This window comes from Microscilla marina ATCC 23134, assembly GCF_000169175.1.
Lineage (GTDB): Bacteria > Bacteroidota > Bacteroidia > Cytophagales > Microscillaceae > Microscilla > Microscilla marina.
On record NZ_AAWS01000006.1, the window covers coordinates 62,538 to 80,673 of the forward strand.

The window sequence follows — 18,136 nt, forward strand, 5'->3', positions numbered from 1 at the left end:
GTCGATTTTATTATTTTGAATAAAAAAATTAATTTGGCTTATTAAATCAATAATCCACAGCGCTGACAGGTGCAAGTTCTTAGATACCAACGTATATCAGTACTAAACCCTGTTCTACAAGCAACTAATAAATCCATAGTACATTCATTTTCAGCAGATGATGAGTTTGTTAGTTAAAAATTTTTGAAATGGAGTTAACATTCGCTCTTAAGTAGCAGCAAGTAATTAGCTATAAGCTACAAGTAAGGGTAACTCGCTCATAATATGGCTGTTACACCTACTCATTAGATATATTTAATTCTGCCTCGGTACTTACGTTGAAAAACAATGTTTTACAGAATGACTTCCAGCGACTGTATGTATTTTTTACTTCGTTTGCCCAAAGTGCCTCACCATACATTTTAATGGTAGTCAAGTGCTTAAATAGTTGACGGAAAAAATCTACGGAGAATTGTTAAATAAAAGTAGGCTTAAAACTTCTTTGAGGTAAGTCATAAGGCATACTTTGAAAGCTCGACTCTGACATTATAATGAATACACCTAATTACTTACAAGACAACCCTGACTATATAAAAAAAGTAAGTCAATTGCTCCTGAGCGACAACCCCGAAAATATAGAGTTGGGGTTTCAGATCGTAAAAGGTGCTGGCACTATTCCAGTCAAACTCTACCCTATACTCACCAATAACCGATATAAGGTGGTAAAGTGTCTCGAATATAGTTTTACCGATTTATTACAATCACGCAAGAAGATTAACTTGAACTACTTAAGGCTAAAGCGACTTCCTTTGCCGCTTTTGCAACTCAAAAGCCTTCAACACCTGGGGCTTGCTGGCAATCCCCAACTCAACAACCCACAAACGTTTGAGCTGCTTGCTCAAATGCCAGGGCTGAAGGCATTAGATTTATATTCCTGGCACTTGACAGAAGTACCCAAGGCATTGCTCAACCTCCAACATCTCCAGCATTTGGGGTTAGGAGCCAACCCCCACCTCAACCTTGACTTAGTTTTTACTCAACTCAGGGGCTTGCCTCAACTTGAGTCGTTGAGTTTGTACAATAACAAGCTCAAGACTTTGCCTCCAGGTATTCGTGTACTTGATCAACTCAAAAAACTTGATTTAAGTGATAACTATTTTGAAGGTTTGCCAGAAGTGATCCACCAAATGCCTCGCCTCAAACACTTGGAATTGTGCGATAATAGAGGGACTGATTACTGGGATCATTTCTGGGATATTGATAATGAGGATGCCCGTAAATTACAAAAGGAATTTCCAAACATAGTGATCACATTTGGCTAACAAGCCTCTCGCCAAAGTCTGTACTATTCATATATTTTGAAGGTGATAGATTCCTTAGGAATGGTACCAAAATAAATTTACATTCTTAACCTCATCTTTTGAGGCTATACTTTGTTAAAAAATAGCCGAATAGCGCTGCTATTAGCCGATTTTTTACCGCGTCTAGCAACAAAATATTTTATTAAACTATAGAAATTTATTTTTACACCATTCCTTAACAATCTTTAACATACCCGCTAACATTTTTTAACAGCCCAAATTGAGTTGGCTGTTTTGGTAAAGGTAATTTTGTATCAAACACAATTACTTAAATGCCATGAGAAGACCAACCCAACTCAATTTTTCTTTACTCAACCACCTTTTAGGTTACTTACTATTTGTCGTTGCTTTTATTACGTATGCCCTTACTATAGAACCTACGGCAAGTTTTTGGGACTGCGGCGAGTTTATAGCTGGAGCTTATAAACTACAGGCACCTCATCCACCAGGCACTCCTTTCTTTTTGCTTGTTGGCAGGCTGTTTTCACTATTGGCAGGCAACGACCTCACTCAGGTTGCTTACTGGGTAAATATGGTATCGGTAGTATGTAGTGCAGGCACTATTTTGTTGTTGTTTTGGAGCATTACTTTGCTGGGACTAAAATTGATGTCAGTTAGCAAACATCAACTTTCGACGGTTCAAACCATTACCCTGCTAAGTGCAGGGGTAGTAGGCGCTTTGGCTTACACCTTTTCCGATTCGTTTTGGTTTTCGGCAGTAGAAGCCGAAGTATACGCCATGTCATCATTGTTTACAGCTTTTATATTTTGGGCGATGCTAAAATGGGATAGCGTCCACAACCCTCGTTTTGCCAACCAATGGCTATTACTCATTGCTTATGTTACTGGCTTGTCGCTAGGAGTACACATACTCAACTTGCTTACGATTCCAGCTTTGGGGCTGATATTTTATTTTAAGTATACAAAAAAAATCAGCTTTTGGGGCATAGTCAAAGCATTGGTTATCAGTGGCTCAATTATTTTATTCATTTTGATTGGGGTGATCAGCACTTTACCAGGCTTGGCGCTAAAGTTGGAAGTATTTGCTGTCAATACGCTGGGCTTGCCTTTTAATAGCGGGGTTTGGATGGTCATTGTTGGAGTGGCAAGCAGCCTTGGTTATGGCATTTATTATACCCAGCGCATCCAAAAAGTACAACTCAACACCTTAGTTTTAGCTTTTACGCTGTTGTTGGTTGGCTATAGCTCTTACGGGATCATTGTAGTGCGGGCACAATACGATACTCCCATTAACATGAACAAGCCAAGCGAAATTAGTCGTTATGTGAGTTATGTAAACCGAGAACAATATGGCAACAATGCCTTGTTTTACGGGCCTACCTATGAGTCACGCCTAATTGATAGCCAACCTGTCAGTGGGGTATATCGTCGTAGGGGCAAACGTTACGAAAGGGTAGACTTTAAGCCAAAGTATGTCTATGATCAATACATGTATTTTCCTCGTATTTATAGCCAACGCGACAACCACCCAACGCTGTACCGACAAATACTCAAAAAACGTAAAGGGCAAAAGCCTTCCATGCGCGATAACCTGACTTTCTTCTGGGATTTTCAGCTGGGGCATATGTACTGGCGATACTTTCTTTGGAATTTTGCCGGACGTGAAAGTGATATACAAGACGCAGGCATATTGATGCCCCATCAGGTAAAAAGTAGTTTGCCTGAAGTACTCAAACGTAACAAAGCCAATAACCAGTTTTATATGTTGCCTTTACTGCTGGGGTTGATTGGTGCTTTTTTCCAATACCGTAAGAGCAAAGCCCTATTTATGATCAATGCCCTCTTGTTTGCTATGCTGGGCTTGGCACTGGTGTTTTACTTTAACTCACCTCCTGTCGAGCCTCGCGAACGAGACTATATTTATGTGGGCTCTTTTTATGCTTTTGCAGTATGGATAGGTTTTGGAGCAATGGCGCTGGGCACTTGGGTACAACAATTATTTAAACAGTCTCCACTTGCGGTATTATTTGTTAGTATGCTTTGTATGTGGGTGCCTTTACTTATGGCTATCGAGGGCTGGAACGATCATGATAGGTCAAACAGGGTATTTTCGGTCAACTCTGCCAAAAATATGCTCAATAGTTGTGCTCCTGACTCTATCTTGTTTGTAAGCGGCGACAACGAAACTTACCCTTTGTGGTACGCCCAAGAAGTAGAAGGGGTACGAACAGATGTGAGGGTTTGTAACTTACAATTAATGACAGGCGCCTGGTATACCGAGCAATTGCGACGAAAGGTGTACCAATCAGATGCCTTGCCCTTTGGCTTAGACCAGCCACACTATGCCAGAGGTACCAATGCCTATTTGCCTTATATTGCGGCTACCAAAAATCCAGCTTTTAGTCCACAAACTGCCCAAAAACTTTTGCAAAAGGGAATGAACCTAAAACAGTATTTTCAATTGTTGAAAAAACACGATGCCCGTTTGCGTTATCAAAGTGGTACCCGCCAGTTGCATACGTTTCCTACTCAAAAACTGGTGTTGCCCATCAACAAAGAGAGCATACTGAAGCAAGGCATTATTCCAGAGGATAAAAAACACTTGCTAAACCACCAAATGGAGTGGGTGCTTCCCCAAAAGTATTTGTACAAAGACGACTTGGCAATTTTAGACTTGATTGCTCATAATGAATGGAAACGACCAATTTATTTTTCTACCCATTTAGACGCTAAAAGTTACCTGGGACTAAAAGAATACCTGCAAATGGAAGGGTTGGTGTATAGGTTATTACCCGTAAAGGTACAAGGAGCAAGCAATGGATATGTAAACACGACATTGGCTTACAAAAATTTACTACAAAAAGCAGACTGGACCGGGCTAAATAATCCTGACATTTATTATGATGAAATGCACCGAAGAATGGTCATGTTTAGCCGAGGGGCTTTTGCTCGTTTGGCGGCTCAGTTATACCAGGAAGGAAAGCCAGAAAAAGCCAGAAAAGTAGCTTTGTTTTGTCTGGACAAAATGCCCGATCAAGCCATTTCTTTTGACTACTACACTGTTCCTTTGATAGGTATTTTACTAAAAGCCGGAGAAAAAAAACGGGGGGTAGATATAGGCAAAATGTTGGTACAACGTGCGGATGAATACTTGGTATACTTACTGGACCACTCGCCCCATAACCGACAAGCCATTATTACACATTACAGCATACTGGGGCAGCTTGCCCAACTCTTCGAGCAACATCAGTTGCCTGAAGCCAAGGCTATCAATGGCTTGATGATGAAATATTATCAGCAATTAAAATAACTATTTAGCCAACTTGTAAGTTAACCTCTTGCTTTGAAACAGTATAAAACTAAAAGGCAGAGGTTTTTATATGTTCAAACCTTTCAACACCAATTATTTATCTGTATTTTAAGCCAATCAAACCAACAGTGTATACATTTGGTTTAGTCATAGTTAACGGGTAGTAGCAGGTAATATTTCCCAGGAATAAGTATATAATATATAAAATTCCTTTTATTCATACCAAACAGGCATTTGGTACAATACATGTCTGCTATGCCTATACATCACCAAACAATCTTTTCACTATTATTTGTCAAATCTACAATAACAAATGCAGCGATTTAAAGAGTTTATTACTGAGTTAGAGTTTCTAGAGGTTGAGTTTCTGGCAATACTTTTTGTCCTCATACCTATCTGGATCATCTACCTGGCAATCAGAGATATTTTGAACAAACGCCAAACCATCAAACACAACTTTCCGGTGGTAGGTCGTTTACGTTATTTGCTTGAGTCAATAGGTCCAGAGTTAAGGCAGTACATTGTGGCAAGTAACCGCGAAGAACTCCCCTTTAACCGAAGTCAACGCTCTTGGGTGTATGCTTCATCGAAGAAACAAAATAACTACGAAGGTTTTGGAACCGATAAAGATATTTATGCTCCTGGTCATGTATTTATCAACCCTGCCATGTTTGCCTACCAGCTCCCCGAAAACCACCCTAACCTGAAAGACCCTCATTTTTTGCCTTGCGCCAAAGTCATGGGAGAGTACAACCAACGCAAAAGACCTTTTCGTCCTTATTCATTAGGCAACATTTCGGCCATGAGTTTTGGTTCGCTTTCGCGAAATGCCGTGACAGCCCTGAACCGAGGCGCCCACACCAGTGGTTGTTATCATAACACAGGAGAAGGAAGCTTGTCGCCTTACCACAGCCACGGCAGTGATGTTATGTTTCATTTTGGTACAGGTTATTATGGGGTACGCAACAAAGACGGTAATTTCTCGATGGACAAATTGGTAGAGCTGGTAGAGAAAAACTCTTTTATAAGAGCTGTGGAAATCAAACTCTCGCAAGGTGCCAAGCCAGGCAAGGGGGGGATTTTACCGGCGTCTAAAATTACCAAAGAAATTGCCGAAATACGTGGGCTTCCAATGGGCAAAGACATACTGTCGCCTGCCTCACACACAGCTTTTACCAACGTGCCCGAAATGTTAGACTTTATAGAAGATGTTGCCGAAAACACAGGATTGCCTGTAGGGTTTAAATCTGCGGTAGGGCAACTCAAAATGTGGGAAGAATTAGCCGATTTGATGGTTCAAAGAGGGAAAGGTCCAGATTTTATTACCATTGACGGTGGTGAAGGAGGGACGGGTGCTGCTCCTCACTCTTTTGCCGATCATGTATCCTTACCTTTTGCTTTTGCTTTTACCAGTGTATATCAAATATTCTTAGAGCGAGGACTTACCGATAGGGTTGTATTTGTTGCCTCTGGTCGTTTGGGCTTTCCAGCCAAAGCCTTAATGGCAATGGCTATGGGCGCTGACCTTATTCAGATGGCACGCGAACCTATGATGGCCATTGGTTGTATTCAGGCACAAGTATGCCATACTAACAAATGTCCGGCAGGGGTAGCTACCCAAAACAAGTGGTTGTCTTCAGGGCTTGACCCTACTTTCAAATCGGTACGTTTTCATAATTATATGACTGCTTTCCGCAAAGAAGTATTACAAATATCTCATGCTTGCGGCTACGAACACCCTTGTCAGATTACGATGCATGATATAGAGGTGGGAATGGGCGCTAGTCGTAGTACTCAAACCCTTGCCGATAATTATGGCTATACCAAAACTCCTGTAGAGTTTAAAGGCATGCAATCACTATTGGATTGTCCTCACTTGGGTGGTTTGGGTAAAAATATCACCAGTGTCGAAGCTTTAACCAAAGTAAAGGCAACGCATTAACGATAATCCATCGCCCGCTCGTATTTACGTTGAGCTCATAGGCAACTAACAAACTTGTAATACATTTATTTTCAATGCATTATAAGTTTGTTAGTTAGAATTTGATTTAAAATTAGCTGAAAAGGCTAAGTCATCTGAAATCAAGACTTACAAAAAAGTATAACTAAAGTAGCCCTGGCAAATCAAGTCAGGGCTTTTTTATGTTTGCTTACATAAACAACCAACCAAAGTAGCCGTACCCTGCCCCTACCCATAAAAAGCTATCAAATCGATCGGTGATGCCCCCTTGCCCTGGTAACACTTTCCCGAAATCTTTGACATGGTGTAGTCGTTTGTAGTAAGAAGCTGCCAAATCGCCCGTAAGAGCCAATACCACACTTGCCAGACCAGTAGCAAGGGCTTGCCACCAGGCATAGTCAAGCCAGGTTTTGGCAAGCAAAGCAGCAGTCAAACCAAAACAAGCTCCTCCTATAAAACCTTCACGGGTTTTGGCGGGGCTAATGTGGGTAAAAAAGGGAGTCTTGCCAAAAAGTTGTCCTGATATCTGGCTAAAACCATCAAATGTAACCACTACAAAATAACCAGTAAGAATAACTGCGGAAGGTAGTCGAAAGGCAAACGATAAAAAACCTGTGACAAGTAAGAGGTATAACAACCCTATTTGCCCATAGGCAGCAAATGGCAAGGGGTTTTGTAATGCTACTTTTACCACTTCAACCAAAATAGTGAGTATAAGCAATATGGCAAAAGCTACAAACCAGTAGCCCTCTGCCAAAATACATATTTTGACTCCTACAATGATGCAAAGGTAACTGACAAGTTTTACCCAACGTTGCTGTTGTTCTTGGGGCGGTACTTTGCGGTTGCCCAGCGCCATGCCTACTATGCCAATGAGCATGTAGGGCATAAGGTAGTAAAATACAGGATGCATTGATTAATTTTTTAAGACCCAGTACAAGCCCTTTACATTGGAACGAGGCTCAGGAATAATAAGAATAATGATAATTTCTTCGATGCAGGCAAGGGTACCCCAACCCAGCGCCAGGTAACACAGCCAAGTTTGAAATCCAAAAACAAACCACACAAACATAAATATGCCTTGCAAATAACCCGTCACTTTAAACATATAAGTATGTAAACCTATCAAGCCTTTGAATTTAACAAACACTACCAAATAGGCCAAAAACCAGCAAAACAGGTACAAAATAAAAAGCCAATATAAGCCTTTGATATCTGCCATCCGAAACTGATACACTGCAAAAAAAGCCAAGGCAAATACACCTAAATCTGCCCAGGAGTCAAGCTTTGCTCCTAATTTGGTTTGCATATTAAACCCACGGGCGATGGCTCCATCCAGAATATCGGTAATGAGACTGATGGCAATAAAAACCACAAAGAGTTGTTCTTGTTGACTCGCAATAAAATAAAGGATCAAAGGAAAAACCAGCAAACGATACAACGAAAGTATATTAGGAATTGTCCATGTTGGTTCTTGGGAGTTTTGTGCCATGTTTCATATCAAATTATGTGATGTTTTACTTTAGTGAAGTGCCCAGCAATATTAAATGTAGCCTACTATGTATTACTTGTAGCTGATCGCTAATTACTTGCCGTTTCTTGGCTCCTAGGCATGCTCGTTTCGTAATACCTCTAACGGTGGCTTGTTTAATACTCCACGGCTATTGAGCATGCCAATCATAATAGTGACAGCAGTAATGATAAAGTAGATCGCAAAGGTAGACCAGTAGTGGATATAGAATGGTACTTTAAAGGCAAAGTGTGCCAAAGCATAGGTGCTAAGCACCGCAAGTACAATACCCGACAAGGAAGCCAGACTACCCAAAAAGAAGTACTCTAACACATTGATCCAAAGAATTTGACGACGACTGGCACCCAGCGTACGCAAAAGGACACTTTCTTGTACCCGCTGAAAACGACTGATAATGACCGACCCTACCAACACTACTAAACCAGTAAGAATGCTAAATAATGCCATAAACTGAATGACAAAAGCGACTTGTCCCAATACACCGTCAATGGTTTTGACTACCAACCCCAGGTCTATGACAGAAATGCCAGGGTACTTTTCTACGAGGGCTTTTTGAAACCTGCCCGATACACTGGTATTGGGCACCCGCATCATCATTACATGAAACTGGGGAGCTTCTTCTAATACTCCTGTTGGAAACAACAGCAAAAAGTTTGGAGAGAAACTGCCCCATTTAATTTGCCTAAAGCTCCCCACAATAGTAGGCACCATTAATCCTTGTACATTAAAGGTGATCTTGTCGCCAATAGACAGCTCCATTCGTGTAGCATGCTGCTCGTCTACTGATATATAAATAGGAGCGTTGGCACCAGTTACTTGACCCTGCCAGGTACCCTTTGATACTTTCTCCAGTTCAGTATTGATGGTATCGCGATACGTTACCCGGTATTCGCGGTATAAAGTCCAACGTGGTATTTTTCTTTGTTTATCGTCTAACAAAGCTTTTCTACTTCTACCATTGATTTTGGCAATACGCATAGTAACTACAGGCATTTGCTGTTGTACTTTTAAGTTAAACTTGCGCACAATACCTGCCACTGCGTCTTTGTCTTTGTTTTGAATATCGAACAACACCATATTGGGTTGCCCCTCGATACCAGAACGTGCCACCCGATTGATAAGCAAACCTTGAGTAAAATACAAAGTAGTAATCAAGGCGGTACCCAAACCTATAGACACCAATAAAATGAGGGTTTGATTGTTGGGGCGATATAAATTGGCCAAGCTTTGGCGCCAAAGATAACTCCAGGATACAGGAAAAAACCTGCGTACCAACCACATTACGGTACGTCCTAATCCATTGAGTAACAAAAAAGCCAGAAGCAAGGCAATCGTAAAAGAAATTGCGGGAGTAATACGTTGCAACTGAAAATAGACAAACCCAAAAATAAACAGTACAATCAACAGTATTACCAGCCAACGAAGTGGGTCAAAGCTGGACTTTTTTTCTTCTACCGAAGCCCGTAAAGTTCGCAAAGGAGAGATTTTTCTAATACTCAACAGGGGTAACAAACCAAATAAGACTGCTACTACAACGCCTGTTAGTAAACCTTGCCATACAGCAGTGAACGAAATACTCATCGTTACATCAACCACCAAAAAATCACTGAATACCTCTGGTAATATCACTTGAACCAACACCCCCAGACAAGTACCAATAAAAGCTCCGGCAAACCCCATCAATGCAATTTGCAACAAATAAATGGTAAATGCCTGGTTGCCGCTTAAGCCCAAACAACGTAAAACCGCCACCGTTTTAAGTTTGCCTTTGATATACACATGTACAGAACTAGCCACCCCTAAACAACCTAAAAGCAAAGCAACAAAAGCCACCAAATTAAAAAACTCTGATAAGTTCTCAAATACCCGCCCTACTCTTTGCTTACGGTCAGCAACCGTCTCAAAACGAAGGCTTTCTTGCTGCAGCAAAGGTTTAACACGCGTCTCAAGTTGCTCTAAATTGACCGAGGGAGGGAGTTTGAAATAATACCGATAATTGATACGACTTCCTTTTTTTATTAAATTGGTTTGAGACAAGTATTTCAAAGGAAAGTATACAATCGGCACAGCAGTAGTGCTTAGTTCGCTTTGCCCTGGAATCTGAAAGATGCTCCCAGCTACCATAAACGTCAATCTGCCAATGCGTATCGAGTCACCCACTTTTGCACTGTATTGGGTCATAATAGTGTTGTCTACAATTGCTTGTTGTTGGCTTGAGTAGGTCTGAGCAGCAGACACAGGCAGAGTTTCAATTTTACCATAAAATGGGTAGTTGCCTTTAAGTGCTCGCACACGTACCAAGCGACTGCCTTGACTTTTGGGCAGATAAATCATAGATAGAAAAGCAACCTCTTCTGACACTTCGCCCAGGGCTGCTAACGAGTCAATCAACTGTTTTACCTGCGTTTTTTTATCAATAGATTGTGAACTACTAATGACCAAGTCAGCCCCTAATAAATCTTTAGACTGGGAGTCAATAGAAGCACGCATGTTGTTGCCAAAAGAGTTGATGGCCACCAAAGCAGCTATACCCAAAATGATGGAAGCAGTAAATAGCAACAAACGCGACAGGTTACGTCGGCTGTCGCGCCACGCCATTTGTAAGAGCCACCTGAAGTTATAAGCATTTTTTTTTATTGTTGGTTGATTCATAGTTATATCAGTGCTTTGACGAAATATAGTCGTTTTGCTGGCATTTATGCAACACTGTATATACAAAAGTGACAATCTTTTGAAAGTTTTAACATCACCTGCCTGCTTACGATCCAAGGACATGTAACCCACCCAAAGAAAAAGAAAATGGTGAAGCTATTACTTACTTTGAACTATCACAGAAAATAGAAGACATAAAAAAAGCAGTTATTCAAAACGACTCACCTGTGTTTTGAATAACTGCCCTTATGGCTATATTCAATAATATTTATTGTACTTTTCCCAGTCCGAAAAAGTCTACTTATTGATTGTATTTATACCCAAACTTTCGGGTAATTTTCTTCTTGCGCATTTTTCGCACCTTAATATCCATTTTTATATCCTTATAAGGACGGTTTGCCCGATCTTTTTCTTGTTGGGCTATTTTATCTATTACCTCAAAACCTTTCACTACTTCACCAAATACAGTATAATTTTGATCTAGCGGAGGAAAACCACCTAAGGTGGTATAGGCTTCTCGTTGCTTCGGGGTATATTTTATACCTTTACGAAGTTCAATGGCGTTCAACTCTTTACCTGTTACAGGTCTGCCATGTACTATATAAAACTGACAAGCATTAGAAGCCTTTTTAGGATTACCATCACGTGCTGCTGCCAACGCACCTTTTTTGTGTATATGCTCAGACCTGAACTCCGCCTCAATCTTTGCCATGTCTGAGCCCCCCATTCCTAACATTTTACCCTTGGGAGCATTGCGCGAATCAGGGTCTCCACCTTGAATCATAAACCCTTTGATAATACGATGAAATAATAAATCTTTATAAAACTTTTTCTTGACAAGCTTTATAAAATTATTCTTATGTTTTGGGGTATCATCATACAGTACCAGATACATATTGCCAAACGAAGTGGTAATCTGTACCAAGTAATCTTTAGACGATTTACGGCTTTGCGCCTGGAGCTTCAAACTACCAAAACTCAAAAGTATCAGCAAGACAACTTGGATAAAAAAGTACTTTTTTTTCATTTTTCTGCTATCGATTAGTTTTTGGGGTAAATTATACAAAATAAAATAAGCAGTCAATACATTCCAAGGTGAATCACTCAGAAAATTGACTGCTTATCGTTATATACTATTTTGGTAACTTATACCAATTGCTCTAGGGCTATTTTGAAAGCTGCTTTTGCAATGTTTTTAGTACTGGGGTGAGCCGCCTGTACTTTTGCCAAAGCCTCTTTGATGATCTCAGATGTATCGGAAAAAATTCCCTCATCACTGAGTTCTACCTCGCCTGACATCAAGTAACCAAATACCCTGGCCATACCACAGTTGGCAATAAAATCAGGAATAATAGCCACCTGAGTATCGGCAAAATCGCTGATAGGTCCAAAGAAGATTTCTTCGTCGGCAAAAGGCACATTGGCACCTGCCGAAACCACTTCCAAATTGGCAGCAATCATTTGCTCTACCTGCGCTTTGGTTACCAAACGAGAAGCTGCCGCTGGAATAAAGATTTCGGCACCCATGCTCCATACTTTTTGGTTAGCCTCGTCAAAAGGAACCAGTTTATCCGCCACCAGTTTATTGCCATTCTTGTTTACAAACAGTGTTTTTATCTCTTCAAAACTAAAGCCATCTGGGTTTAACAAACCACCCACACGATCAATAATGCCTACTATTTTTACTCCCATATTGGCAAGGTATACGGCAGCAGCAGCACCTACATTACCCCAGCCTTGGATAATGGCACGTTTACCAACAAAATCGCCACCCCAAATATTATAATAGTGTTTTACAGCTTCTGCTACTCCATAACCTGTAATCATATCAGCCACTACATATTTGTGGGCAGCATTGGAAGGAATATAATTTTGGTTTTCTATGACTTTAGAAACACCCTGACGTAATTGACCAATTTTTTTAATTTTTTGGGGCTCATTGGCATGGTAGTGCCCATTTACTACGCCTTCTTGTGGGTGCCATAAGCCATATTCTTCAGTAATGGGAATTACCTCATTTATTTCATCCACATTCAAATCGCCACCAGTACCATAATAATTTTTTAGCAATGGAATTACTGCTTTATACCAGCGTTCCAATACACCATGCTTTCGCGGATCGTTAGGATCAAAGTTAATTCCTGATTTTGCTCCTCCTATGGGGGGACCAGAAACCGTAAACTTTACTTCCATTGTTTTAGCAAGCGACTCAACCTCTCGCTTATTCAACCCCTTTCGCATGCGGGTACCTCCACCAGCAGCGCCATTACGCAATGAATTGATAACCACCCAACCTTCAGCTTCTGTTTCTGAATCCTGCCACTCAAATACAATTTCCGGGCGTTTATTTTCAAATTTTGCTAAAAGATCCTTCATTTTACTTCTTGTGTTTTTAGAGGTTAAATTATAAATATGTCAGTAAATATAGAAGGTTTTTTGACCATTACCACTTCTATATATTTTAAAATGTTCTGCTTCTTACATACCCAAAGGAGACAAAAAAACATTGGACTGCGTAAAGACCACAGATATATGTTATTTTTGCAATCATAAAAAGCAATGTGCAAATTTATAGGAAAACTTTGTAATTATACATGCATAAAACGTTGATAATCACACACTTTTTTTATTGGCAAATATTCTTCTTCTAATAAAGCCAATATTCCAAATTATCAATATTTTATTCTTCCTATTTATTTATACAACCAAAGCCTTAACAAAAAATCGCGTAATGCATCCACTGAACTTGTGTATTGATCTAGGCAATACAACGGGAAAAGCCGCCTTTTTTAGGCAACAAAAAATGCTTGAGTACCATGAACAATTGTCTGAAAAATCAATTTTACACCTGGTACAAAAAGAGCAACCCCATCATATTATTATCTCTTCGGTAAGAAGTAATCTTGACGGTTTGCTTGATCAACTCAAGCAATACAGTGAGGTGATGGTGCTGGATAGTATTTTGCCAGTACCAATGATAAACCATTATGAAACCCCTCACACTTTAGGTACTGACCGCATAGCAGGTGTTGTGGGTGCCAGGGTGCTCTACCCGCAGGACAGTTGTTTGGTAATAGATGCAGGCACTTGTATTACTTATGATTTCATAGATCAACAAGACAATTATTTTGGTGGAAGTATTTCATTAGGTTTACAAATGCGTTTTAAAGCCCTTCACCATTATACCGATCGTTTACCACTGATAGAGGCGTCAACAACACGACCAGCACTGGTAGGTACCAACACTCCAAAAGCGATACTTAGTGGGGTAATAAATGGGTTGGTTGCCGAAATAGAAGGGGTAATAGCAGGTTATAGTGAAAATTTTGGTAATTTTGCGCCGATTTTATGTGGGGGAGATGCTGCTTTTTTTGAATCAAAAATAAAAGAGTCCATATTTGTAGCCTCCAATTTGATACTCATCGGGTTGAACAGAATATTAATCTACAATGTTGAAAACAAACTCAAGTCGTAAATTTCATAGATTATTTTTGATTCTATGTTTAAGCGGACTATTTCATGTTAGTTACGCTCAGAACTTTGGTAACTCTCCATATTCGCAAGTGGGTATTGGCGAAATGCTCGGTTCCACATTTTCTCACCAAGCAGGTATGGGAGGGGTAGGCGTTAGCAACAACTCTATAAGCTTGCTCAATATATATAACAACATAAACCCTGCACTACTTGCCCGCAACCGCCTGACTGTTTTTGAAGCAGGAGTATTGGGACAAATCAAAACATTAAAAAACACCAATGACTCCCAACAAGATGTTGGAGGTAGTTACAACTACCTTGCACTCTCTTTTCCTATAGGCAAGGTATGGGCAACAGGCATAGGACTTACTCCTTATAGTACCATTAATTATGAGTCAAGATCACGTATTAATATAGCTAATTCCGATTTTTCTACTGATTTGACTCAAAAAGGCGAAGGGGGTGTGAACTCTATTTTTATTACTAATAGTGTGGCTATATTCAAAAAACTTTTTATTGGCTTAAAGGTTAACTGGTTGTTTGGTTCTATCATCAATGAGTCCTCATCTGAGCTATTTTTAGGTTCAAGCCCTCTACGTACTACTGTTACTTATTTTAACCGTACTCGTGTAAACGATTTATTACTGGAACCAGGCGTGTCGTTCCAACAAAACCTGGGCAAAAACCTGTTTTTAAACCTGGGAGGCACCTTTAGCATGGCTACAAACCTTAACGCCAAACGTTTTGTGTCTTTTGACCGTCGCAATGATAATGACATCATCTTAGTTCAAGATACACTTACTAATAACCAGGCAACCAGCATTGACATGCCTAACCGTTTGCGCTTCGGCGCAAGTATAGAAAGAGCTTACCGGTGGCAATTAGGCGCAGATGTGATACTCGAAAACTGGTCAGCTTTTAAAGTAAATAATTCTACTACCAACTTAAGCAATATTTACGGAGTAGCAATAGGAGGTGAGTATACCCCCAACGTAAGCAGCTTAAACAATTATTGGAAGAGGGTGACTTACAGGGCTGGATTTAAATATAAACAAAACCCCATCAATCCTGAACAGGTCCAAGATATGTCGATTAGCTTTGGAGTTTCGTTACCTGTACAAAAAAACCGATCATTATTAAATCTTTCGGTGGTACTAGGACAACAAGGCCGTATATCTGATGGATTAGTTCAGGAAAGATACGTACGCATCCATTTGGGAGCTACACTTAATGATAGATGGTTTGTTAAACCTAAAATTGATTAAAATTTAAAACACGATGAAACGTTCACTATTCTTATTTGTATTTATGGCGTTGTTTGTTAGTCTTACAAACGCCCAAGCACAACCTACCAAAGGCATTAAAGGTGGTAACCCTAATGATTGGCCTTCAGAAGTAAGAGAGAAATTTATAGTATTAGGTGACAATGCCAGCCAAAAAAACTACGAGACAGCCTTGCCTGCCCTAGAGTGGTTGTTGGCAAATCACCCACAGTTACACAAAAATGTATACATTAAAGGAATACAGGTATACCATGGGTTGGCAAAAAAAGCTACTGATAAAGCCAACAAAGTAAAGTATCAGGACAAAGCCATGGATTTGTATGACCAACGCATCAAGTATTTTGGCAATGAAGCGAAAGTGTTGGCTTATAAAGCTTATTACGCTCCTTATTACTGGACTGGTCGTCGTACAGAAGATTTGTATAAACTATATGCAAAGATTGTAAAACTAAATGGCAACAAGACAGACGCCAATGTAGTGTCTCATTATATGGGTATTGCTGCTGCCAAGAAAAAAGCCAATCAGCTGACCGAAGATGAGGTACTTAACCTACACGAGCAGTTGACTAAGATAGCAGAGGCGAACTCTGGAGCAAAGTGGGACAAAGCCCAGCAAGCACTCAATGCTCACCTGGCAAGTGTTATTACTATGAACTGCGACTTTGTATACAAATTTTATGTACCTAAGTACAAAGCAGACCCTGAAAATGTAAAAATGATTGAGCAAGTATTGGCTCGTATGATTCAGGCAAGTAAAAACGCTAAAGAAGGCGAAGAACGTTGTACTAAGAAGCCTTTGTTTCTGGAGTTAGCAGAGAAGCTTTTCAAGAAAAAGCCTACTTATGGCCGTGCTATGAACCTGGTAAATGCTTATCGTGATGATAAACAAAAATCGAAAGGGTATTTGGAAAAAGCCATTGAACTAGCTGATACTGATCAGAAAAAAGCAGATGGTTATTTACAATTGGCTGGTATGCAAAGAGGCATGGGCGCTTATGGAGCTGCTCGTAAAAATGCTTATACTGCGGCCAAACTTAACCCATCTATTGCAGGCAAAGCTTACAACATGGTAGCTTATATGTATATGGCAAGCGGTAAAAGCTGTAATGGCACCAACCCTAAAAACCCTTGTCACGCCAAGGCTGTATACATTGCAGCTTATAACATGTTCCAGAAAGCTGGCAACAGTGGCGGCATGGCAAAAGCAAGACAGTATTTCCCAACCAAAGAAGAGGTATTTACCCACTCTATGTCGGGTAAAGCTGTAAATGTAGGTTGCTGGATCGGAGAAACTGTAACTATTGTAGGTCAATAGTTGGCCAGGCTCCTATCAACATTATAAACAAAAAACGTGGGAATCTCTTTATTTAGGTTCCCACGTTTTTCCATTTAGTGTATGTTTAAAATTAGTAAATACTGTGTTTTAAACTTCCATCTAAGGATTTTATAAATTGTTAAAAATCAATGTACTATAAAATCTATATGCTTGTAAACTGAACCTATAGCTTGCTATGGTGAGCTCTACGCAGTTAAGCAGGGGGCATTTGTCGCTTGAAGCACCGATATGCATTGGTATCTAAAAACTTGAGGCTTGCCTCTGTAAGGACTTCTATCTACCGACTTCATAAACCGCTGATTTTTAGCGCTCTATAAAATCGGTAATAGGCTTGAAGAGCGACCTCAAGCTTGAAGCTTGTCGCTAAAAGCTTGAGGCTGTAGAGGCTACCTACTAACAATCATCACAACAACACTCACTTATATCATTCATGCGATATTCTTTTGTATTCGTCATATTATGCTCTATACTTGGACTAATTGCCTGCGAAACCAAAGACACTACTAGAAAAGCTTCTCAGTACAAAGGACCTTTGATAGAAATTACCAATGTCAATGCTTTTTACAGCGATTCGGGTAAAGTAAAGGTTAACCTTAGAACTCCTTTGCAACAAGAATACAAGAATGAAGATCGAGTATTCCCAAAAGGTTTGACAGTAAATTTTTATGATGCCCAATTGCAAAATAATGGCAGGTTGGTGGCAGACTCTGCTTTTTACTCCAAAAAAGAAAAACTCTGGACAGCTGTAGGCAATGTTGTGGTTACAAATTTGTTGGAAAACAAGTCATTGTTGTCTGATACCTTGCATTGGAATACCACCAAAAAAATATTTTATACCTCTGCTCCTATCAAAATAACCAGCCCTAAAGACAAATTGGCTGGCAAAGGCATAGAGGCACAGCAAGACTTGAAGCGCTACCAGATAGGACAACCCAAAGGAATTATTACAGTAAAACAATAGTTTGTTGTATAAAGCACCAAAAAAGAAGTTACTTTATAGTCGAAAACACTTATTAAGAAATGAAATTAGTTGATTCTATTCTATTATCTGCATCTGTTGGCTTTTTGGTGATAGGCATCAATCAGGTTTTTGCAGGCCAGGGAAAAGAAAGTTACTGGATTTTTATGTTTTCAATCATTTGCTTATTTAGCTACCAAGCACGTAAATTAAAACGAAAGGAAAAAGCTGCAGTAGCAGAGCAAACACCTAACAAAACCACTGGCACAAAGCCCAAAAAAGACGCGTCCAACTCAAACTATACTAAAAAGAAAAAACGCCGAAAATAATC

General features: G+C 39.9%; 13 protein-coding genes. 8 read left to right on the top strand and 5 right to left on the bottom strand.

All coding sequences use genetic code 11. From position 1 onward, the window contains the following. Positions 1-530: 530 nt before the first annotated feature. The 3 genes from M23134_RS06430 (at position 531) to M23134_RS06440 (ending at position 6,553) form a co-directional block, all read left to right on the top strand. Entirely contained in the window at positions 531-1,301 is a 771-nt protein-coding gene (locus M23134_RS06430; RefSeq protein ID WP_002694705.1) for a leucine-rich repeat domain-containing protein, read from the top strand. A 316-nt stretch (positions 1,302-1,617) separates the two neighbouring features. Continuing rightward, positions 1,618-4,611, top strand: coding sequence for a glycosyltransferase family 117 protein (locus M23134_RS06435; protein ID WP_002694706.1), 2,994 nt, complete (start codon positions 1,618-1,620; stop codon positions 4,609-4,611). 313 nt (positions 4,612-4,924) lie between these two features. Next, positions 4,925-6,553: an FMN-binding glutamate synthase family protein gene (locus M23134_RS06440; RefSeq protein WP_002694707.1), complete on the top strand. Its 1,629-nt coding sequence runs from the start codon at positions 4,925-4,927 to the stop codon at positions 6,551-6,553. Positions 6,554-6,761: 208 nt separating this feature from the next. Here the strand turns inward: M23134_RS06440 and M23134_RS37650 are convergent, their stop codons facing one another. The 5 genes from M23134_RS37650 to M23134_RS06465 all read right to left on the bottom strand — a co-directional run bounded on the left by M23134_RS37650 (position 6,762) and on the right by M23134_RS06465 (position 13,130). Further along, entirely contained in the window at positions 6,762-7,484 is a 723-nt protein-coding gene (locus M23134_RS37650; RefSeq protein ID WP_002694708.1) for a phosphatidate cytidylyltransferase, read from the bottom strand. Positions 7,485-7,487: 3 nt separating this feature from the next. Beyond that, a complete protein-coding gene (locus M23134_RS06450; RefSeq protein WP_002694709.1) occupies positions 7,488-8,063 on the bottom strand; it encodes a CDP-alcohol phosphatidyltransferase family protein in 576 nt (191 codons plus the stop codon). 114 nt (positions 8,064-8,177) lie between these two features. Then, positions 8,178-10,754, bottom strand: a complete 2,577-nt coding sequence (locus tag M23134_RS06455) for an ABC transporter permease (protein ID WP_002694710.1) — start codon at positions 10,752-10,754, stop codon at positions 8,178-8,180. 301 nt (positions 10,755-11,055) lie between these two features. Next, positions 11,056-11,781: a peptidylprolyl isomerase gene (locus M23134_RS06460; RefSeq protein ID WP_045113126.1), complete on the bottom strand. Its 726-nt coding sequence runs from the start codon at positions 11,779-11,781 to the stop codon at positions 11,056-11,058. Between the two features lie 119 nt (positions 11,782-11,900). Continuing rightward, positions 11,901-13,130 carry a Glu/Leu/Phe/Val dehydrogenase dimerization domain-containing protein gene (locus M23134_RS06465; protein ID WP_002694712.1) on the bottom strand — a complete coding sequence of 410 codons (1,230 nt, stop codon included), beginning with the start codon at positions 13,128-13,130 and terminating at the stop codon, positions 11,901-11,903. 355 nt (positions 13,131-13,485) lie between these two features. Here M23134_RS06465 and M23134_RS06470 point away from each other — a divergent pair, with 355 nt between their 5' ends. From M23134_RS06470 to M23134_RS06490, 5 genes are all read left to right on the top strand, one after another. Then, the gene (locus tag M23134_RS06470; protein ID WP_002694713.1) at positions 13,486-14,229 is read left to right on the top strand and encodes a type III pantothenate kinase; all 744 of its coding nucleotides are present in this window, start codon (positions 13,486-13,488) and stop codon (positions 14,227-14,229) included. A gap of 103 nt (positions 14,230-14,332) precedes the next feature. Then, positions 14,333-15,493, top strand: a complete 1,161-nt coding sequence (locus tag M23134_RS06475; RefSeq protein ID WP_157558370.1) for a hypothetical protein — start codon at positions 14,333-14,335, stop codon at positions 15,491-15,493. A gap of 13 nt (positions 15,494-15,506) precedes the next feature. Further along, positions 15,507-16,826 carry a hypothetical protein gene (locus M23134_RS06480; protein ID WP_157558371.1) on the top strand — a complete coding sequence of 440 codons (1,320 nt, stop codon included), beginning with the start codon at positions 15,507-15,509 and terminating at the stop codon, positions 16,824-16,826. A 451-nt stretch (positions 16,827-17,277) separates the two neighbouring features. Beyond that, the gene (gene lptC / locus M23134_RS06485) at positions 17,278-17,808 is read left to right on the top strand and encodes an LPS export ABC transporter periplasmic protein LptC (RefSeq protein ID WP_002694716.1); all 531 of its coding nucleotides are present in this window, start codon (positions 17,278-17,280) and stop codon (positions 17,806-17,808) included. Positions 17,809-17,867: 59 nt separating this feature from the next. Continuing rightward, positions 17,868-18,134: a hypothetical protein gene (locus M23134_RS06490; protein WP_002694717.1), complete on the top strand. Its 267-nt coding sequence runs from the start codon at positions 17,868-17,870 to the stop codon at positions 18,132-18,134. The last annotated feature ends 2 nt before the right edge of the window (positions 18,135-18,136 follow it).